This is a genomic window from Frankia sp. ACN1ag, from assembly GCF_001414035.1.
Lineage (GTDB): Bacteria > Actinomycetota > Actinomycetes > Frankiales > Frankiaceae > Frankia > Frankia torreyi.
Genome location: NZ_LJPA01000042.1, coordinates 29206 through 49868, shown reverse-complemented (window position 1 = coordinate 49868; position 20663 = coordinate 29206). Strand labels below are relative to the sequence as shown.

Below are 20663 nucleotides of genomic sequence, written 5' to 3'. Positions count from 1 at the left end.
CGGCACGTCGCTGCGCCCGGCACGTCGCTGCGCCCGGCACGTCGGTGCGAGCTGTGGGGGAGGATCTGCCGATGAGCCGTCTCGACGACCCGACGACGTCCGCCGACGAGCTGATCGACACCCTCGGCCTTGAGTCCCACCCGGAGGGCGGCTGGTACCGCCAGACCTGGGCCAGCCCCGACGTTGTCACGGCGCACGGCGGGCAGCGCCCCGCGATGACGTCCATCCTGTTCCTGCTGCGCCCGGGCGAGGTTTCCCGGTGGCATCGGGTGGCCTCGGCCGAGATCTGGCTCTGGCAGGGTGGTGGCACCCTCGAGCTCACCCTCGGCGGCACGGCCCGCCGGCCGTCGCCGGGCCCCGCAGGCCTGCTCGGGCCGGATGCGACGGCCGGCGAGGTGCCGCAGCTCGTCGTTCCGGCGGGGCAGTGGCAGACGGCCGCGCCCCGCGACGGGCGGCACGTTCTCGTCGGCTGCGTCGTCGCGCCCGGCTTCGACTGGGCCGACTTCGAACTCCTCGCCGACTAGACGACTCAAGTCCACACAGGGCGGGCCGGTGGCGGAGAACGCTCGTGGTCCGGGGGCGAGCGTGAGGTCAGGGCGGCGGCACTGCTGTTACTCAACGTCGATCGTCCACGACTCGGAGCAGGTGGGGCTTGCTCGCCTCAGCCGCCTGTCTACTTGTGATCACAATCGGATACGCGCCTGAACAGCCATCTCCGAGCTCATGAGGAAGGGTCCGGCGGCCGGTCGGTGCCCCATGACGGTCATCAGTTGCTGGAGGTCAGTGGCGGTTCGTCCGCCCGCCGACGTCATCAGCCTCCGGCAATTGCCGGAGCAACCGGCGGCTGGGGGCCGAGCGGGGGAGCGGACGCGGATCAGCGGGGGGCGGTCATCGCGGCGGTGAGGGCAGTCGCGGCGGCGACGAGGCTCGCCGGGTCCAGCGGGAGGGCGAGGATGTCGACCGCCCCGGCGCGGCGCAGCATGGTGCGCTCGCGGGGATCGGTGTCCTCGGTCAGGACGAATGCCGGCGTGGCGGCCGTGGTGGGGTCCGCCGCGAGCTGGGCGAGCAGCTCGGGCGCGCTCGCGTCGGGCAGGTCGCGGTCGAGCAGGATGAACGCCGGCCGCGCGCGGCGCACCGCGTCGACCGCGAGGGCCGCCCGTGGCACGGTGACCGGGTCGGCGGCGAGGCTTTCGGTGAGCATGTCCGCGACGGCCGCCCGCACGGCCGGATCGCCGCTGACGTGCACGACCCGTAGGCCGCCGGGAGCCGCCCGCCGCCCGACTCCGCCCGCTGCGCCGCCGACGGAGACGCGCGCGTGTCGCCCGCCGTGGGCACCACCCTCGCCGGTGCCGGTAGGGCGGGCCCGCCCATTGCCGGCGTCGCCATAGGCGGCGTCGCCATAGGCGGTGTCACCGTAGCCGGCGCGACCGTGACTCGCTTCGCCGTAGCCGGCGCGACCGTAGCTCGTCCCACGGTAGCCGTGGCCGCCGAGGTGATCGCCGAAGCCGTCGTCGTCGGAGTCGGGGTCCTCGAAGCGCATGTCGACGGCGTCGAGCACGATGGCGAACACGCTGCCGACCCCGTAGCGGCTGGCGACCGTCAGCACCCCGCCCATCGCGGTGACCAGGGCGTGGGAGAGGGCGAGCCCCAGCCCGCTGCCCTCGATCCCGCTGCGTTCGGCGCCCAGCCGCTCGAACGGTCGGAACAACCGGTCGATCGCCCGCGGGGACAGGCCCGCGCCGTCGTCCTCGACCTCGATGCGGATGCGGGAGCCCGTGATCGGCACGATGCCGACCCGCACGCTGCCGCCTTCGCGGCCGTACTTCAGGGCGTTGCCGACGAGGTTGAGCAGCACCTGCCACAGCCGGCGGCGGTCCGCGTCGGCGATGAGCGGCACGGCCGGGTCGATCACGCGGCGGATGCTGCGCTGCGCGGCGAGCGGCTCGACCAGCTCCACCACGCCCTGGACGATGTCGAGGACGTTGACCGGGCCCTTGTTGATGTCGCCGCGACCCGCACGCAGCCGGGCCAGGTCCAGCACGTCATCGATGAGGGCCTGCATGTGCCGGCCGCCGGTGATGATCCGCTCGACGTCGTCGTGCAGGTCGGGGGTGAGTGGCTCCAGCTCCAGAAGCTGGGCGAAGCCGAGCATCGCGTTGAGCGGGGTGCGCAGCTCGTGGCCCAGGCGGGCGATCAGCTCGTCCTTGGCCCTGGAGTCGTTCTCGGCGATCTCGCGGGCACGCTGGTCGGTCGTGTCGCGGGCGAGCAGGACCAGGCCGCCGTCCGGATCGCGCCGGATGGTCACGTGGTGCGGCACGGTCGTCCCGGCGGGGTCGACCAGACCCACGGAGCCGCGCCACTGCCCGGACTGCGCCAGCGCGGCCGTCGCAGCCTCGCTGAGCGCGGCGCGGAACGCCGGGTCGACCACCTCGACGAGGTCCCGCAGATGCGGGTCACGGGGGATCCGGTCACCGAGGAAGGCGCGAGCCGCGGCGCCCATGTCGGTGACATGGCCGTCCGCGCTGACGACCACAGCCAGGTCCGTCAGCGCGTCGAGCAGTGTGCGTGGCCCCACCTACGCCTCGTCATCCGTCTTCTTCCACCCCACGGCGGGCAATGGTAGGGCGTGCCGTCAGAGCCCGTTGTCCCGGGTTTGCGTAAGCGCCCACACGGGGGTCGATCGCGCAACTTTTCGTGACAAGTCGCTAGCTTACCGACCCATCCGTTTTGTCAAAGTAGCAGGCGCGTGGCACTGCGTCGGAGCGATGGTCGTCGCGGCGTCGGCGTGGTAGGTCTGATCCCATGCTGGTTGCCTTCAGTGTCACGCCCATTGGAACCGGCGAGGGTGTCGCCGAGCTGGTCGCCGAGGCGGTCCGCATCGTGCGCGCGAGCGGCCTGCCGCACGAGACCAACGCCATGTTCACCACGATCGAGGGCGAGTGGGACGAGGTGATGGACGTCGTGCGCCGGGCCACGCAGGCCGTGGGCGCCCGTGCCGGCCGGGTCAGCCTCGTGCTCAAGGCGGACCTGCGCCCCGGCGTCAGCGACGCCCTGCACGGAAAGGTGGCGAGCATCGACCGGCTGCTCGCCGGGGGTCCCGCGGGGGACGTCGCGGGGGACCTCGCGGGGGACGATGCGGGCTGACCCGGGCCGCCGGGAGACGGCGCGGACAACGGGCCCCGAAAAGTCATCCGCCGGCAGGGCCGTCCGCCCCACCCGGATGTCACGATGGAGGCATGCAACGTAGGCCACCAGTCCCATCCGGACCGCCGCGGGGTGCGGGAGGCCCGGGACGACCCGGGCGCCTGCCCGACAGCCTCGGCGGTCTGCGCCTCGCCGGCGCCGTCCCCCTCGACCCGAAGCCGGCCACCCCGCCCCCGCCCGCGAACGCCGGGCCCGCCGCGACGGGCGCGAACGGCGCCACCGCCGCCGGCTCCGGTGACGCGCCCGGCGGTCCCGTGGTCATCGACGTCACCGAGGCGAGCTTCGCCACCGACGTCGTCAGCCGCTCGATGCAGGTGCCGGTCGTGCTCGACTTCTGGGCGTCCTGGTGCGGCCCGTGCAAGCAGCTCAGCCCGGTGCTCGAGAAGCTGGCGCTGGCCGACGGCGGTCGCTGGGTCCTCGCCAAGATCGACGTCGACGCCAACCCGGGCCTCGCCCAGGCGGCGGGGGTGCAGGGCATCCCGGCGGTGAAGGCCGTCGTCGGCGGCCGCATCATCGGCGAGTTCACCGGCGCCGTCCCCGAGCGCGAGGTGCGCAACTGGCTCGACCAGCTGCTTTCCCTCGTCGACGAGGCGATGGGCGGGATGCCCGGTGCGGCGGCCGGTGATTCCGCGCGGGATCCGCACCTGGCGGCGGCCGAGGCCGCGCTGGCCCGCGGCGACATCGACACGGCGGTCGAGTCCTACCGGGTCCGCCTCGCCGAGGCGCCGGCGGACCCGGATGCGCTCACCGGTCTGGCCCGCGCCGAGCTGCTGCGCCGGGTGCGCGACCACGACCCGGCGGACATCCGCGCGCGGCTCGCGGCCGATCCCGACGACGTGGACGCCGCGATCGCCGCGGCCGACCTGGGCATCGCGCAGGGCGACGTGGCCGGTGCGCTCGCCGGTCTCGTCGCGGTCGTGCGGCGTACCTCCGGCCCGGAGCGAGAGCAGGCCCGTGCCCACCTCGTCGACCTGTTCCAGGCACTCGGCGACGCCGAACCCGCCGTCGCCCCCGCCCGCCGAGCCCTGGCCGCAGCCCTGTTCTGACCGCGGCCCGGCGGCTGCGGCCCCGACTCCGCCGACGAGACGCCGACCCCGGCCAGGCCTTCAGGCCGGGGAACCGGGGGAGTCGGCGGTGCCGGGCTCGTAGCGGAACCAGACGGTGCCCAGCGGCGGCAGCGTAAGGGTCGCGGAGGCGGGCAGGCCGTGGTGGGACTCCTCGACGGCCTGCACGGCGCCGAAGTTGCCGACGTTGCCGCCGCCGTAGCGCTGTCCGTCCGAGTTGAGCACCTCCCGCCAGCGGCCGGGGAAGGGCAGGCCGAGGCGGTAGCCGTGGTGACCGATTCCGGCGAAGTTCGTGACGCAGGCCAGGACCCCGCCGTCCGCCGCGTCCGCCCCCGTCGGGTTGCCGCCGGCCGTCGGCTGCCCCGCCACATCGGCCCCGGCCCGGGCGGCTGCGTTCGGGGCGGCTGCGGCCGGGTGGCCGCCGGCCGAGGTCCCGTCCGACCAGCGCAGGAACGAGAACACGTTGTTGGCGGTGTCGTTGGCGTCGATCCAGGAGAAACCGCTCGGATCGCTGTCTCGGCGGTACAGCGCCGGGGTGGACCGGTACAGCTCGTTGAGGTCCGCCACCAGGTTGGCCACGCCCCGGTGCGACGGGTCGCTCAGCAGCGGCCAGTCGAGCGAGGCGGCCTCGTTCCACTCGTTGTCCTGGCCGAACTCGCAGCCCATGAACAGCAGCTTCTTGCCGGGATGCGCCCACATGTAGGCGTAGAGCGCGCGCAGGTTGGCGAGCTGTTCCCACCGGGTGCCCGGCATCTTGCGCAGCAGCGACCCCTTGCCGTGGACGACCTCGTCGTGGCTGAACGGCAGGACGAAGTTCTCCGAGTAGGCGTAGACCATCGAGAACGTCATCTGGTGGTGGTGGTAGCTGCGGTGCACCGGCTGGCGGGAGTTGTAGTCCAGCGTGTCGTGCATCCAGCCCATGTTCCACTTGAAGCCGAAGCCCAGCCCGCCGAGATGGGTGGGGCGCGTGACGCCCGGCCAGGCCGTCGACTCCTCGGCGATCATCATGACGCCCGGGAAGCGCCGGTAGACCGTCGCGTTGGTCTCCTGCAGGAACGCCACCGCCTCGAGGTTCTCCCGGCCGCCGTGCACGTTCGGCAGCCAGCCGCCGTCGGGGCGGGAGTAGTCGAGGTAGAGCATCGAGGCCACGGCGTCGACCCGCAGGCCGTCGATGTGGAACTCCTCGAACCAGTACAGCGCGTTGGCGACGAGGAAGTTGCGCACCTCGTTGCGGCCGACGTCGAAGACGTAGGTCCCCCAGTCGGGCTGCTCGCCCCGGCGCGGATCGGGGTGCTCGTACAGGGGCGTGCCGTCGAAGCGGCCCAGCGCCCAGGAGTCCCGGGGAAAGTGGGCCGGCACCCAGTCGACGATCACGCCGATGCCGGCGCGGTGCAGCGTGTCGACGAGGTGGCGGAACTCGTCCGGGCCGCCGAAGCGCGCCGTCGGCGCGTAGTACGCCGACACCTGGTAGCCCCAGGAGCCGCCGAACGGATGCTCGGCGACGGGCAGCATCTCCACGTGCGTGAAGCCGTTGTCCAGGACGTAGGCGGTGAGCTGGTCGGCGAGCTCGCGGTAGGACAGCCCGCGCCGCCACGAGCCCAGGTGGACCTCGTAGACGCTGATCGGCTCGGCGTGCCAGGCCGTGCGGGCACGCCGGTCGAGCCAGTCCTGGTCGTCCCACGTGTAGTCCGAGTGGGTGACGACACTCGCGGTGGCGGGCGGGACCTCGGTGCGGAAGGCCATCGGGTCGGCCTTCTGCCNCCACACCCCGTCGAAGCCGAGGATCTCGTACTTGTACCGAAGCCCGACGCCGGCGCCGGGCACGAACAGCTCCCACACGCCGCTGTGGCCCAGCGAGCGCATCGGGAACGCCCGGCCGTCCCAGAAGTCGAAGTCGCCGACCAGCCGCACCCCCCGCGCCGACGGTGCCCAGACGGCGAAGCTCACCCCGGTGACGGTCGTGCCGCCCGGGGTCGACAGCTCACGCAGGTGCGCCCCGAGCACCTTCCAGAGCTCCTCGTGCCGGCCCTCGCTGATCAGGTGCAGATCCATCTCGCCGAGGGTCGGCAGGTGCCGGTAGGGGTCGTCGACGACGTGGGAGCCGTGCGGGTAGGCCACCTCGACGCGGTAGTCGGGCAGGACCTCCGGCAGCGCCACGGCGAACACCCCGCCGCTGTGGAGTCGAGCCGCCGGGTGGCGGTCCTCGCCGACGAGCACGGTCACGGCGCTCGCGTCGGGACGCAGCACCCGCACGACGGTCGTGTCCCCGGCCGGGTGCGCCCCGAGCAGCGAGTGCGGGTCGTGGTGGGTGCCGTTGACGAGCCGTTCGAGGTCCTCGCGTGGCAGGCCGAGCGGCACGCCCGGCGCCGGCGCGGCGGCGGCGAGGGACGTCGGCGGCCTGGTAGCCGCGTCGGGGCCGCCCGGGGTCGCTGGGTCGCCGGCCGCCGCCGGCGCGTCGGTCGCCGAGTTGTCCAGATCGGGCAGGCGCCCCGGGACCCGGTCGGCCAGGGCCACGCGGCCCGAGCGGTCGCGGGCCGGTGCGCTCGCCGGATCGGCGTCGGGTCGGCCGGTGATCTGCCCGGCGCCGCGGTGTCCCGTCCGCGCCGTGCCGTTGTTGACGTCGCCGCTGTTCACTGGGACACCCCTGCCTCTCTCCGCGATGGGGACGATGGTTCGGCGCACCGGCGGCGGATCGGTCCGCCCGCTCCCGCTCATCCGGCCGGTGGGTGGGTCTGAGCCGGTGGGTGGATCTGAGCCGGTGGGTGGGTCTGGGCCGGTGGGTGGGTCTGGGTGAGCCGCTCCACCGAGGCCATCGGGATGCCGATCCACCCCGGCCGGTGGCGCGCCTCGTAGAGCACCTCGTAGACCGCCTTGTCGAGCTCGAACGCACGCAGCATCGCCGCGTCCTCGCGTGGGTCGCGACCGGCAGCGGCGCCGTACCCCCGGCAGAACGCCTCCCGGTTGCGGTCGGCCCACTCCTGCGCCCGGTAGACCAGCGCGGGCTCGTCGCCCCGCTCCAACAGCATGGAACGAGCCGCGTAGTCGAACGACCGGAGCATCCCGGCGACGTCGCGCAGCGGCGACTCCAACCCCACCCGCTCGGCGACCGGGCGGGCCGGCTCGCCCTCGAAGTCGAACAGCACCCAGCCCGAGTCGACCCGCAGCACCTGGCCAAGATGCAGGTCGCCGTGCAGCCGCTGGAACGGCCGGGGATGAACGACTGCCGGCGCCGCGCCGGTGAGCTCGTCGTAGGACTTGCGCACGGCGGCCTCGAAGGGCCGCAGCTCGGCAACGGCCTCGACGGCGGCGTCGAGGCGGCCGTGCAGGTACGTCACCAGGGCACGCAGCGCGTCGGCGGTGGGTGGGCGCGTCGGCAGTGCCCGGGCCAGGTCCGCGTGCACCTCGGCGGTGGCCACGCCGAGCCGCTCCGCTTCCGCGTCGAAGTCCCCGCCGACCTCGTCGGCGTGCAGGTCGGCCTCGGCGTAGAGGTCGCGCACGCTGGCCAGCGCCAGCCGCCAGCCCTCGGTCCCGCTGCGCAGGTACTCCTGGAGGAAACCGAGCGTGGTCTGCCGCCCCTCGACCTCCCCGGAGAACCAGGCGACCGGGGCGGCGACGTGCGTGCTGCCGACCCCGGCGAGAGCCCGGGTGACCTCCAGGTCCGGGTTGATGCCCGGCCAGAGCCGGNGGAACACCTTCAGGATGTAGGCGTCGCCGTAGATGATCGAGGTGTTGGACTGTTCCGCGCCGACGGCGTGCGCGGGCAGGTCGTCCAGCGTCCGCGTCGTCTCGGCGACGAGGTCGTCCCGGCGGGCCGAGCGGCCGAGGAACTGCAGCAGGGCGGCGCTGCCGTCGGGGTCGTGCAGCCCGTCGTACACCAGCCCGCCGGCACACTCGCCGATCAGGAAGCCCTCGTGGCCGAAGGGGGCGTCGGTCCGGACCACCAGGGGAACCTGGTAGTGGTCCGGTGGCCCGTGGTCGTAGTCCACGTCGACGACGAGCAGCCGCAGCGGCTCGAAGACGGTGGTGTCCCGGCGAATCCGGATCCGCCCGGCGCCGCGGCCCTTGCCGGCGAACCAGCGCTGTCGGGGAAGCCAGTCGGTCAGCAGGCCGGTCAGTTCGGCGTGGTGGTCACCCATCCTCGACCTCCCGATGCCTGTGCTCGACGATCATCGTGTGCACCTAACGTCGAATGTCCCGAAAGTTACCTTTCGTCAGCCACGTCGCGCGCGTACCACCGCGGCGACCTCGGTGTTCCCGCCGGCCAGCCCCGCGGTCTGCCGGCCGGCCCGCCGGTTTCACCGGACCCTGCCGCCGTCACCGGGACCGGGTCTAGCGCTCTACTCTCCCCCCGTCCGCCCCAGGGGGCTAGGGGGTGAATTCCCCCGGTACGGTCAACGCGAACCAGTAATGTCCGTGCCCGGGCAACGTCAGAAGGTAGGGAAGCTCGCCGATCGGCGGGAAGTGCACCCGGCCGAGCAGCTCGACGGGCACCAATCCCTCGAAACGGCGCAGATCCAGCTCCACCGGCTGGGCGAAGCGGGACAGGTTCGCGACGCACAGCACCCGGTCGTCACCGAATTCGCGCACGTAGGCGAAGACCGACGGATTGGACGAGGCCAGCTCCTCGTACGTACCCAGACCGAAGACGGGATGGCGCTTGCGCACCTCGATCATCCGCTTCGTCCAGGACAGGAACGACGTCGGCATCCGCTGCCCGGCCTCGACGTTCAGGGCCTGGTAGCCGTACACCGGGTCCATGATCAGGGGCAGGTAGAGCCGGGCCGGGTCGGACGTGGAGAAGCCCGCGTTGCGGTCGGGCGACCACTGCATCGGGGTCCGCACGCTGTCCCGGTCGCCGAGGTAGATGTTGTCGCCCATGCCGATCTCGTCGCCGTAGTACAGCACCGGGGAACCCGGCAGCGACAGCAGCAGGGCGGTGAACAGCTCCATCTGGTCGCGGCTGTTGTCCAGCAGCGGGGCCAGCCGGCGGCGGATGCCGATGTTCGCCTTCATGCGGGGGTCCTTGGCGTACTCCGCCCACATGTAGTCGCGCTCGTCGTCGGTCACCATCTCCAGGGTGAGCTCGTCGTGGTTGCGCAGGAAGATGCCCCACTGACAGTTCGGCGGGATCTGCGGCGTCTGGGCCAGGATCTCGGAGATGGGATAGCGCGACTCCCGCCGTACCGCCATGAAGATGCGCGGCATCAGCGGGAAGTGGAACGCCATGTGGCACTCGTCGTCGTTGCCGAAGTACTCGACGACGTCGGAGGGCCACTGGTTGGCCTCGGCGAGCAGCACCCGGTCGGCGTACTTGGCGTCGACCTCCTTGCGGACCCGCCGGAGGTACTCGTGGGTCTCCGGCAGGTTCTCGCCGTTGGTGTTGTCCCGCACGTAGAGGTAGGGCACCGCGTCGAGCCGGAAACCGTCGATGCCGAGGTCCAGCCAGAAGCGCAGGACCTCCAGCATCGCCTCCTGCACATCCGGGTTGTCGTAGTTGAGGTCGGGCTGGTGGGAGAAGAAGCGGTGCCAGTAGTACTGACCGCGCACCGGGTCCCAGGACCAGTTCGACTTCTCCGTGTCGACGAAGATGATCCGCNCCTCGGGATACCGCTCGTCCGTGTCTGACCAGACGTAGAAGTCCCCGAAGGGCCCCTCCGGATCCGACCGGGACGCCTGGAACCACGGGTGGGCGTCGGAGGTGTGGTTCATCACCAGGTCGGCGACGATCCGGATGCCGCGCCGGTGCGCCTCGTCGACGAGACTGACAAAGTCGCCCAGGTCGCCGAATTCGGGCAGGATCTGGAAGTAGTCGCTGATGTCGTAACCGCCGTCGCGCAACGGCGAGGAGTAGATCGGCAGCAGCCACAGACAGTCGACGCCGAGCCACTCCAGATAGTCGAGCTTGGAGATCAGGCCGCGGATGTCGCCCGTGCCGTCGCCGTTGGAGTCGGCGAAGCCTCGGATGAGCACCTCGTAGAACACGGCGCGCTTGAACCAGTACGGGTCGCGGGACGACTCCCCGACGGGACCGGCGGGGGCCGGGCGGGGGGTGTCGTCGCCGATGGGCTCGCTGAGGGGCTCCGGCTCCGTCACGACCGGGCTCGCACGGTGAGGATGTGCGCGGGCTCGACGGACGGGTCGAGCCGGACGTAGTTGTCCCGGCCCCACCGGAAGGTCTGCCCGGTGATCTCGTCGGTCACGTCGAAGGAGTCGTCCCAGCCGAGGCCGAGGGCGGGCATGTCGAGGCGCACCGTGGTCTCCCGCGTCTCGTGCGGGTCGAGGTTGACGATGACGAGCACGGTGTCAGCGCCGCCCGTCCCGCCCGGACCGGCTGGCCCGGCCGATCCGCCCGGGTCGTCCACCTCCGCCAGCCGCTTGGAGTAGACGATGAACTCGTCGCCGTCGGCGTGGTGCAGGTGCAGGTTGCGCAGCCAGTGCAGCGCCGGGTGGGCCCGGCGGATCTGGTTGAGCCGGGTCAGGTAGGGCGCCAGCGAGCGGCCCTCCCGCTCGGCCGCCGCCCAGTCCCGCGGCCGGTACTGGTACTTCTCCGAGTCGAGGTACTCCTCGCTGCCCGGCCGGACCGGGGTGTTCTCGTACAGTTCGTACCCGGCGTAGACGCCCCAGGTCGGCGACATCGTGGCCGCGAGCACCGCCCGGATCCGGAACGCCGCCGGCCCGCCCTCCTGCAGGTAGCCCGGCAGGATGTCCGGGGTGTTCACGAAGAAGTTCGGCCGCATGTAGTGGGCGGCATCGATCAGTTCGCGGGCGTACTCCTCCAGCTCCCACTTCTGGTTGCGCCAGGTGAAGTACGTGTACGACTGGGTGAAGCCGACCTTGGCGAGGGTGTGCATCATCGCCGGCCGGGTGAACGCCTCGGCGAGGAACAGCACGTCCGGCTCGGTCGCCTTCACCTGACCGATGAGCCACTCCCAGAACTCGACCGGCTTCGTGTGCGGGTTGTCCACCCGGAAGATTCGCACTCCGTGCGCGGTCCAGTGCCGGACGACCCGCAGGATCTCCTGGTAGAGCCCGGTCGGGTCGGTGTCGAAGTTCAGCGGATAGATGTCCTGGTACTTCTTCGGCGGATTCTCCGCGTAGGCGATCGAACCGTCGCTGCGCACGACGAACCACTCCGGGTGGTGCTTCGCCCACGGATGGTCCGGCGCGCACTGCAGGGCGAGATCCAGGGCGATCTCCATGCCCAGGGAACGGGCCCGCGCGACGAACAGGTCGAAGTCCTCGATCGTGCCCAGGTCCGGGTGCACGGCGTCGTGGCCACCGTGCTCACTGCCGATCGCCCAGGGCGAGCCGGGGTCGTCCGGGCCGGGAACGAGGGTGTTGTTCGGACCCTTGCGGTTGACCTCGCCGACCGGGTGGATCGGGGGCAGGTAGACCACGTCGAAGCCCATCGCCGCGATCGCCGGCAGGCGCTCAGCGGCGGTGAGGAAGGTCCCCGAGCGCGGCGGGTCGAGGGTCGCCCCCTCCGAGCGGGGGAACATCTCGTACCAGCTCCCGTACAGCGCCCGGGGCCGGTCGACCCAGACCCGGTACAAGGAGGAGCGGGTCACCAGCTCGCGCAGCGGGAAGGCGTCCAGCAGGCTCGTCAACCGAGGGTCCAGGGCGGCGGCGATCCGTTCGTGGGGATCATCGCGACTGTCGTCGCGCAGCGCGGCCACCGCCCGGGCGATCTCGGCGCGCCGGCCCTCCGGCACGCCCGGCAGCGCCCGCAGCAGCAGCCGCGCGCCGTCCTCGAAGTCGACCGCGAGCTCGTCGACGTCCTGTCCCGCACCGACCTTGAGCTCGATGCCGTGCCGCCAGGTGGCGACCGGATCGGACCACGCCTCGACGCGGTAACCCCACAGGCCCTCGTCGCCGGTAGTGATCTCCGCCTCGAGCCGGTCGGTGCCGGAGCCCGCGGACCGCATGCGGATGAACGGCGTGCCCTGGCCGTCGGGTCCCGACAGCACGACGTTGGCGCCGATGAGGTCGTGACCCTCCCGGAACACGGTCGCACCGACGGTGAGGTTCTCGCCCACGACCGCGCGCGCGGGCCACTGCCCACACGACACGACCGGGGTCACATCGGAGATGACAACCCGGCCTACTGAACGTCCGATCATCATGGCGACCTTATCCAGACGAACCACGCCTCAATAGTCCGCCCTGCACGTGGCGAATAGCGACACCTCTGCGTGAACTGCCTGCGGCCACCGGATGGGTGATTGTTGGCGTTGGGGTGGGTCTGACGGCCCCGTCCGGATGGTTCCCGCCGAAGCCGATGTTCCCCAGTTGCTGCGCCTACGAACGTCCGAACCTCGTCTGTTGTGCCGTCCGGCGTGCACATTCGCTGCCGCACCGGTGACAGTGTCGGGCCCGGAGCGGATCCGGCGGGGCCGCCCCGCGTTGTTGTTGCGTTGGGTGACCGGTCGGGTCGTGTTCCATCCGCGTTTCCGCCGGGTGAAGTGACCGCCTGATGGGGTCATCGCGGGGCTGGTCCTGGTCCTGTCGGCTGCGCGACGGCGAGCGGGCTGGCGGCCCGGTATACCGGATCGGGTCGCGCGGCCGTCCGCCGCCGGACCGGCGGCGGACCGGCGGCGGGAACCTCGCGCGTGACTCGTTCGTCCCGCAGAGCACACGTACTCCGGCACGTGGCCTCCGCGGGCGGAGAGTCACCGTGCCGAACGCGTCGGGCAGTAGGCTGCCGGCGCCCGGCCGCCGGGGTATCCGGGACACCCGGGGGCGTGCCGCGCTTCCGGACAGCGGCCGCCGCCCGGCTCGGGTGCGGCCCCCAGACAACGCAGTCGACGCACAGCAGGAGGAACACAGTGGGAGTCAGTCTCAGCAAGGGCGGCAACGTGTCGCTGTCCAAAGAGGCGCCCGGCCTGACCAACATCCTGGTCGGCCTCGGCTGGGACGTGCGCAGCACGACCGGCGCCGACTTCGACCTGGACGCCAGCGCCATCGCGTGCCGCGCCGACGGCAAGGTCGTCTCGGACGGGCACTTCGTCTTCTTCAACAACCTCAAGAGCCCCGAGGGCGCGATCGAGCACCAGGGCGACAACCTCACCGGTGAGGGCGAGGGTGACGACGAGGCCATCTCCGTGAACCTCACGTCGTTGCCCGCGGAGATCGACAAGATCGTGTTCCCGGTCTCCATCTACGACGCGGACTCGCGCCAGCAGAACTTCGGCCAGGTCCGCAACGCCTTCATCCGCATCGTCAACGGCGCCGGCGGCACCGAGATCGCCCGCTACGACCTCACCGAGGACGCCTCCACCGAGACGGCCATGGTGTTCGGCGAGGTCTACCGGCACGGATCGGACTGGAAGTTCCGCGCCGTCGGCCAAGGCTACGCCTCGGGCCTGGCCGGGATCGCCCGCGACTTCGGCGTCAACGTCTGACCCGGGTTCGCAGCACGTGCGGCACGCCGGGCCACGTGCCCGGCGGCGGGGACGGCCGGCGCCGGTCGCAGGACCGGCACCGGCCATCCCGGGGAAGCCGTTCACCGGCCCGGGACGGCCGGCGGCGGCCCGGCGGCCCGGTCACCCGGAGTGTGTGGAGGTAGTGCGCGGGTAGGGCGCGACCTATCCGGTGTAACCCATTTGTCAGGTCGCGCCCACCGGATGAACAGCTACGATGCCGACGACCGCCGCTCCGGGCCAACCGGCCGCGGGCCGACGCGGTCTCCGGCGAGTTCAGGCGACGCGGCGGGATCCGACGGACCGCGGATCCGCCCGCGCGGCGCGACCGGGGTCTGGCGATCGGTCCGGAAAGGTGTTGATGGGCGTGCACGCCTTGCGGATCTTCGGGTGGTCGTTGGCGATCACCGCGATCGGGGTGGCCGGAGCGGGGGTGATCGGCAGCCCCCGGGACGCGGCGATCGTCGCCATCCTCGCCGTGCTCGAGATCAGCCTTTCCTTCGACAACGCGGTCATCAACGCGACGATCCTGCGCCGGATGAACCCCTTCTGGCAGAAGCTCTTCCTGACGCTTGGCGTCGTCATCGCCGTGTTCGGCATGCGACTGCTCTTCCCGATCATCATCGTGGCGCTCACCGCGCACCTCGGTCCGATCAAGGTCTTCGACCTGGCGCTCAACGACAGCGCGCAGTACGCGGAGAAGCTCGGCGACGCGCACCCGGCGATCGCCGCCTTCGGCGGGATCTTCCTGTTCATGCTGTTCCTGGACTTCCTGTTCGACACGGAGCGGGACGTTCAGTGGATCAAGAAGCTGGAGGAGCCGCTGCGCCGCGCCGGCCAGCTTGACGTGATCCCGACCGTGATCGGCCTCGTCGCGCTGCTCGTCGTGGGCGAGGCGTTCTCCGGTGACCACACCCAGCAGGTGCTGACCGCGGGCGTCGCGGGCCTGGCGACCTACCTCGGCGTGCGGGGACTCGGCGAGTTCTTCGAGTCGCGCGGAGTCGGCGCCGACGCCGACGAGGACGAGGACGCCGACGACGACGCGGCCGCCGAGGGCGCCGGGAAGACCGCTGCCCCGCGGTCCTCCGGGCAGCCGAAGCTGGTGCTCGCCACCGGCCGGGCGGCCGCCTTCCTGTTCCTCTACCTGGAGGTCATCGACGCGTCGTTCTCGTTCGACGGCGTCGTCGGCGCGTTCGCGATCTCCCAGAACATCTTCGTCATCGCCACCGGCCTGGGCATCGGCGCGATGTACATCCGTTCGCTGACCGTGTACCTCGTCCGCCGCGGCACCCTGTCCGAGTACATCTACCTCGAGCACGGCGCGCACTACGCGATCGGCGCGCTGGCGATCATCCTCGCCATCTCGATCGAGACCGAGGTCCCGGAGATCGTCACCGGCCTGGTCGGGGTCGCCTTCATCGGCCTGGCGCTGGTGTCCTCCATCCGCCACCGCCGCCGGCACGCCGACGCCGACGCCGATGCCGACTCCACCGGCTCCACCAGGGGCGACGGAGGCGAGGGCGGCCAGGGCCAGCCGCGCGAGGCGGTGGGCGCGCCGCTGTAGCGCCGGCGCGACCGGCCGGGGCCGGCCGGCGGCGGACGGGTCGCCGACGGTCCCGCGCATCCGGCGGGTAGCTGCGGTCTGGAGTGGTCCACCGCCGATGTGACATCGTCGAGGCGACATCGGGCGCAGCCGGCGACGGTCCACCCACCGGTCGTGTCCGTCCACCGATGGCAGATCACCAATCCGGCAACCGCGAAGGAGCGGACCATGGGCATCGACTACACCAAGCGTCCCGCCACGCCACCGGCCGGCTCCGGACCGGTCTCGCTGAGCAAGGTGACGCTGACGAAGTCCGCGCCGTCCGTGTCGCTGAGCAAGCAGGGCGGCGGCGGCCGGCTGCACGTCAACCTCAACTGGAACCAGAACCCGTCCGGAGGCCAGCAGCAGAAGGGCGGCTTCCTCAAGCGGGTGCTCGGCGCCGCCGGCGGGGGCATCGACCTGGACCTCGCCGCGCTGTTCGAGCTCACCGACGGCCGTTCCGGCGTGGTGCAGGCGCTCGGCGACGCGTTCGGCTCGTTCGACGGGCCGCCCTACGTCAACCTCGACGCGGACGACCGGACCGGCGCCGCCGTGGGCGGCGAGAACCTCTACGTCAACCTCGCGCAGATCGGCCAGATCCGCCGGCTGCTCGTGTTCGCCTTCATCTACCAGGGCGTGGCGTCGTTCGACCAGGCCGACGCGGTGGTAACCCTGACGCCCGCCCAGGGTGCCCCGATCGAGGTACGCCTCGACGAGCAGGCCGGCGGCGCCCGGATGTGCGCGATCGCGCTGCTGACCAACACCGGCAACGACTTCACCGTCAGCCGTGAGGTCCGGTACGTCAGCGGTCACCGCGAGCTCGACCAGGCTTACGGCTGGGGGCTGAACTGGACTGCCGGCCGTAAGTGAGTAACGCCGGTACCTCGCGATGACCCCCCCGGTCCCGCCGCCCGGCGGCGAGGAGGATCGATACCCGATGTTCCAGTCACGTCGCGATCCCGCGTCCCGCGGCCGGGCAAGCTGGTTCCCGCCCGGCGGGCCGCGCTCCGGCCCGCCGGACCACCTGGTTCCCGATCCTCTGGTTCCCGATCCCCTGGATCCGGAGTCGCTGGATCCGGAGTCGCTGGAGCCCGACCCGTCGGACCCGGATCCGCTCGCGGCCCCCGGCGAGTCGGGCCGTGACCCGCGGGGGGCACGGGATGGGCTGGAGCCGTTCGGCGCGGACGACTACTCGGCCTGGCGGGGACCGGACCATCCTGCGGACCGGGCGGCCCACGACCGGGCGGTCCACGACCGGGCGGTCCACGACCGGGCGGTCCACGACCGGGCGGTCCACGACCGGGGGGCCTTCGAGCGGTCGGGGCGGGACCCCGGGTCGCGGCGCGACGACCTGCTCCGCGGCTGGGATCCGCGGCCGGCCGACCATGGTCCGAGAGACTACTTTGACCTGCCCGACCGCACCCACGGCTCCGGCGGGCGTCCCGAGGCGGGTGGAGAGGCCCCCCCTGGGGCCGGCGTGGGCTGGGACGAGTCCGTGCCGGTGGGGGTGCGCGGATTCGGGGTGCCGCCCCTGGGCTCCGCCCCGCCGATCAACTCGTACGAGCCCGCGGGACGCGACCGTGCCGGTACCGCGGACGTCCGCCACGCCGATGACACCCCAGGCCCCGCCGCCGACGCCGGTTCGTACGCCGACGCCGATTCGTATGCCGACGCCGGTTCGTATGCCGACAGCTCCCCTTATGTCGCCGGCGTCCCCTACGCCGACGCCGCGCCTCACGCCGGCGGCGCCCTGGACTCCGCGGCCGACGCCCTCGGCTCCTCCGCCGATGCCTTCGGGGGTGCGGCGGCGGATACAGCCGCCACCGACGCGGGGCCCGCGGACGACGGCTACGAGGGCGGGCACTGGCGCGACGAGCCGGCCGGCGGTCACCGCGGCGAGCCCTACCCGCCCGCCGTCCGGCGCTACGCCACCGATCCCCAGCACCTGGCCGAGCCTGCCCGTTGGGCTGACTCCGGTCGTCGAGCCGAGCCTGCCCACGAGGCCGACTTCGCGGATCCGGATCACTCGGGCCGCGCCGAGCCCACCTGGCCCGGCGGTGTCGAGCCGGTCCCCGAGTCGGACCCCGGCGGCCCGCGGCGGGCCGGCGGCCGGCGTCTGTACCCGCAGGAGCTGGAGCGTTCCCGCCGCCTGGACTACCCGGATCTGCTCGCGCCGGGGGAGCGCCACAACCCGGGCAAGTATCCCCACGGGGCGCGGCCCGACGACCCGATGGTGGCGGCGGCCGGCGGGTATGCCGATCTCGCCGGGCCGGCGCAGCGCCCTGGGCCGACCCTGGGTGTTGGATCGGCGCAGGATGTTGGGCCGGTGCACGGTGCTGGGCCGGTGCGGGATGTCGAGGCGGTGCAGGGCGTTGCACCGGTAGCCGAGGCGTGGGGGACGGGCAGCGCGTGGGGCGCGGGCGAGGCCGGGGCGATCGCCCGCGGCGTCGACGACGACGCGCTGCGGGCGGCCGGTTTCGCCCTATCGCCGGCGACGGGCCCGCTGACAGCGCCCGGCGACTATGCGGATCCCGGCGACTATGCGGATCCCGGCGGGCGTGACGCCGACCACGCCGCCGACGCCGGGTCCGGTGCGGGCGGGTCGAGTGCCGTCGAGGTGGGGGACATCGGGTCGCCAGCGGTCCGGGGCGGCGGCGACCACGACGACGTGGCGAGCCCGGCGGGCGAGAGGTACCACGACGAGGTGGACGATCCCGCGGAGGCGGACTACCACGGAGGACCGGATCATCCCGGCGACTCGGACTCCTCCGGTGACTCGGGCTACCCCGGCGACTCGGACTTCCCCGGTGACTCGGGCTACCTCGGAGACTCGGACTTCCCCGGTGACTCGGGCTACCTCGGTGACTCGGACTATCTCGGTGGATCGGATCATGCCGAGGGATCGGATCATGCCGGCGGTTCCCTGCCGGACGGCGGGACCCGTGGAGGTGCGGCGCGCGTCGGCGGGCTGCCGGGCCCGTCCGTTCCCGGCTTCGACGATGATGCGGACGGAATGTTGACGGCGCAGGTGGCGGGCGGTCGGAGCGGCGAAGTCGGTCGTCACCAGGATCTCAACCGCAGGGATACCGACCGTGAGGACGCTGCCGGTCGTCATGAGGATGCCGGGTCGGCGGGAGACGGGGACCTGGCCGGGTCGATCGGCGCGATCCAGGCGGTGGCCCTCGAGCGCCTCGCCGGCCAGGTCGACGAGCTCGCCCGGCTGCGCCGCCACGATGCGGAGCTGGTGGACCGGCTGCATGCGGAGAACAGCCGCCTGCGGGCCGGGGAGCTCACCGAGGCGATGGCGCCGCTGCTGCGGGGCCTGATCCGGCTCCACGATCAGATGGGTAGCCTGGGGGCGGACGATCCGCAGAGCGTCGCCGGCATCCTGCGCAAGCAGCTCCTCCAGGTGCTGGACCTGGCCGTGGACGTGCGGCCGTACACAGCGGTACCGGGCGGGACCTTCGACCCGGCGCGGCATCTCGGTGTGCGGCGGGTGGCCACGGACGATCCGGGACGGGACGGGACTATCGCCCGCACCGTGCGCCCCGGCTTCGTCCGTGGCGAGACGACCGTCGTCCGGCCCGCGGAGACCGAGGTCTACCGCACGCGCTGAGTCGCGGTGGCGGCGAACGCTGACGAGACTTGCGAAGGGAAGAGTTCAGACGGTGGCGGGTACCAAGGTGTTCGGGATCGACCTGGGCACGACCTACTCCTGCATCGCCCAGGTCGACGAGTACGGCCGGCCGGACGTGATCCGCAACATCGAGTCCCAGCCCACGACGCCGTCGGTCGTGTTGTTCGACGGCGGTGGCGAGGGCGCCACGTCCTTCGTGGTGGGCACTCAGGCCAAGCGGCAGGCCCGCATCCGCCCCGACGACGTCGCGCGGCTGGTCAAGCGGCACATGGGCGCGTCCGACTGGCGCTTCGTCGCGCACGACGTGGAGTACAGCGCCTCCGCGGTGTCGAGCCTCGTGCTCAAGGCGCTCGCCGCCGACGCCGAGCGGGCGACCGGTACCCCGGTCACGGACGCGGTGATCACCGTGCCGGCGTACTTCGGTGACGAGGAGCGCAAGGCGACCAAGCTCGCCGGCGAGCTGGCCGGGCTGAACGTGGTCGACATCATCAACGAGCCCACGGCCGCGGCGTTCGCGTACGGCTTCGGCCAGGACGGCGCGGAGGAGTCGACCGTCCTGGTCTACGACCTCGGTGGCGGCACGTTCGACACCACGGTCATCCGGCTGAGTGAGGGTGCGATCACCGTGGTGGCCACCGACGGTGACCACGAACTCGGCGGTGCGGACTGGGACAACGAGCTCGTCCGCTACCTGGCGCAGAAGTTCACCGAGGCCCAGCCGGACGCGGGCGACCCCCTCGACGACGTCTACGACGAGCAGGAGCTGCTCACCGCGGCCGAGGACGCCAAGCTCGCGCTGTCCGGACGGGACAGCGTCGACGTCCTCGTCGTGCACAAGGGCAAGCGGGTGAGCGTGCCGGTGACCCGGGCGACGTTCGAGGAGATCACCGGGCCGCTGCTGCGCCGCACCCTGGACCTGACGGGTTCCGTGCTGGAGCGGGCCCGGGAGAAGGGCGTCGAGAAGATCGACCTGTGCCTGCTGGTGGGCGGCATGAGCAAGACCCCGGCGGTCGGCCGCCGGTTGCAGGAGTCCTTCGGGCTCACGTCCCGGCTCGTCGACCCGGATCTGGCGGTGGCCAAGGGCGCCGCCGTGTACGGGCAGAAGAAGGCCCTCGAACGCGAGGTCCACTCCGACCTGGTGGCCAGCGGGGCGCTGCGGCCCGATCAGGACCTCGCCGCGGCCGACGCCGCCGAGGTGGAGAAGGCGGCGGCGGCCAGCGCCGACGCCGCGGGGCTCGCGACCGCGGCCGTGGTCGACCTCGTCCGCACCAAGGTCACCAACGTCACCTCCCGCGGCTTCGGGATCTTCGCGGAGGACCGCGGTGTGCCGGTCGCGGCCTTCCTCGCCCACCAGAACGACCCGCTGCCGATCTCGGTGACCCGCACCTTCTACACCGTGACCGACGATCAGGCCGAGGTCGACATCCGGGTCTTCGAGCAGGGGACCACGGCCGAATCGACGGCGATCGACGACAACAAGGTGATCGTCGCCGGGGCGATCTCCGGAATTCCGCCGGGTCACCAGCGCGGCACGCCGGTCGAGGTCACCTTCGCGATGGCGGGGGACCAGACAATTCGGGTTACCGCGGCGCACGAGGGTGCCGCCACCGCGCTGGTCCTTCAGGTGCGTGCCGGGGTCGGTTCGGAGGAGATGCGCGCAACCGAGTCGGCGAAGGTCAGTCTGCTCAAGCAGCGGGACTGAGCCGGTCGATCCCGCGACCAGGGACTTCTCCCACGGCCCGGGAAAAAACCGCTCG

Annotated in this window: 11 protein-coding genes and 5 pseudogenes; 8 read left to right on the top strand and 8 right to left on the bottom strand. The window is 72.3% G+C overall.

The features are described 5' to 3' along the window. Positions 1-71: 71 nt before the first annotated feature. Complete coding sequence (locus UK82_RS26825; RefSeq protein ID WP_044886708.1) at positions 72-524, top strand: cupin domain-containing protein; 453 nt, start codon at positions 72-74, stop codon at positions 522-524. A gap of 350 nt (positions 525-874) precedes the next feature. Here UK82_RS26825 and UK82_RS26820 read toward each other — a convergent pair whose 3' ends face one another. Further along, positions 875-2575, bottom strand: a complete 1701-nt coding sequence (locus UK82_RS26820; RefSeq protein ID WP_044886687.1) for a hybrid sensor histidine kinase/response regulator — start codon at positions 2573-2575, stop codon at positions 875-877. A 227-nt stretch (positions 2576-2802) separates the two neighbouring features. Here UK82_RS26820 and UK82_RS26815 point away from each other — a divergent pair, with 227 nt between their 5' ends. Together UK82_RS26815 and UK82_RS26810 are read left to right on the top strand one after the other, a co-directional pair. Beyond that, positions 2803-3144: an MTH1187 family thiamine-binding protein gene (locus tag UK82_RS26815; RefSeq protein WP_044886686.1), complete on the top strand. Its 342-nt coding sequence runs from the start codon at positions 2803-2805 to the stop codon at positions 3142-3144. A gap of 161 nt (positions 3145-3305) precedes the next feature. Further along, the gene (locus tag UK82_RS26810) at positions 3306-4250 is read left to right on the top strand and encodes a tetratricopeptide repeat protein (RefSeq protein WP_044886707.1); all 945 of its coding nucleotides are present in this window, start codon (positions 3306-3308) and stop codon (positions 4248-4250) included. Between the two features lie 60 nt (positions 4251-4310). Here the strand turns inward: UK82_RS26810 and glgB are convergent. The 7 genes and pseudogenes from glgB to UK82_RS26790 all read right to left on the bottom strand — a co-directional run. Then, a pseudogene (gene glgB, locus UK82_RS26805) lies at positions 4311-6028 on the bottom strand (1,4-alpha-glucan branching protein GlgB); the annotation flags it as partial. Position 6029: 1 nt separating this feature from the next. Next, positions 6030-6902, bottom strand: a pseudogene (locus UK82_RS40415) (1,4-alpha-glucan branching enzyme); the annotation flags it as partial. Positions 6903-6979: 77 nt separating this feature from the next. Continuing rightward, positions 6980-7952: pseudogene (locus tag UK82_RS26800) on the bottom strand (aminoglycoside phosphotransferase); the annotation flags it as partial. Between the two features lies 1 nt (position 7953). Continuing rightward, positions 7954-8404 (bottom strand): annotated as a pseudogene (locus UK82_RS40410) (aminoglycoside phosphotransferase); the annotation flags it as partial. Positions 8405-8633: 229 nt separating this feature from the next. Then, a pseudogene (treS, locus tag UK82_RS26795) lies at positions 8634-9864 on the bottom strand (maltose alpha-D-glucosyltransferase); the annotation flags it as partial. Between the two features lies 1 nt (position 9865). Beyond that, a partial coding sequence (locus UK82_RS40405; RefSeq protein ID WP_255354367.1) for an alpha-amylase family glycosyl hydrolase occupies positions 9866-10331 on the bottom strand: 466 nt, incomplete at its 3' end. 26 nt (positions 10332-10357) lie between these two features. Further along, positions 10358-12391, bottom strand: a complete 2034-nt coding sequence (locus tag UK82_RS26790; RefSeq protein ID WP_044886682.1) for an alpha-1,4-glucan--maltose-1-phosphate maltosyltransferase — start codon at positions 12389-12391, stop codon at positions 10358-10360. 702 nt (positions 12392-13093) lie between these two features. On the opposite strand from UK82_RS26790, the gene UK82_RS26785 reads away from it, so the two are divergent. From UK82_RS26785 to UK82_RS26765, 5 genes are all read left to right on the top strand, one after another. Next, positions 13094-13669, top strand: a complete 576-nt coding sequence (locus UK82_RS26785) for a TerD family protein (RefSeq protein WP_044886681.1) — start codon at positions 13094-13096, stop codon at positions 13667-13669. Between the two features lie 385 nt (positions 13670-14054). After that, positions 14055-15251, top strand: a complete 1197-nt coding sequence (locus UK82_RS26780; RefSeq protein WP_052681251.1) for a DUF475 domain-containing protein — start codon at positions 14055-14057, stop codon at positions 15249-15251. A gap of 207 nt (positions 15252-15458) precedes the next feature. Continuing rightward, positions 15459-16139: a Tellurium resistance gene (locus tag UK82_RS26775; protein ID WP_055410074.1), complete on the top strand. Its 681-nt coding sequence runs from the start codon at positions 15459-15461 to the stop codon at positions 16137-16139. 67 nt (positions 16140-16206) lie between these two features. Further along, positions 16207-18885: a hypothetical protein gene (locus UK82_RS40400; protein ID WP_236706485.1), complete on the top strand. Its 2679-nt coding sequence runs from the start codon at positions 16207-16209 to the stop codon at positions 18883-18885. A gap of 52 nt (positions 18886-18937) precedes the next feature. Next, a complete protein-coding gene (locus UK82_RS26765; RefSeq protein WP_044886679.1) occupies positions 18938-20608 on the top strand; it encodes an Hsp70 family protein in 1671 nt (556 codons plus the stop codon). Positions 20609-20663 lie beyond the last annotated feature (55 nt).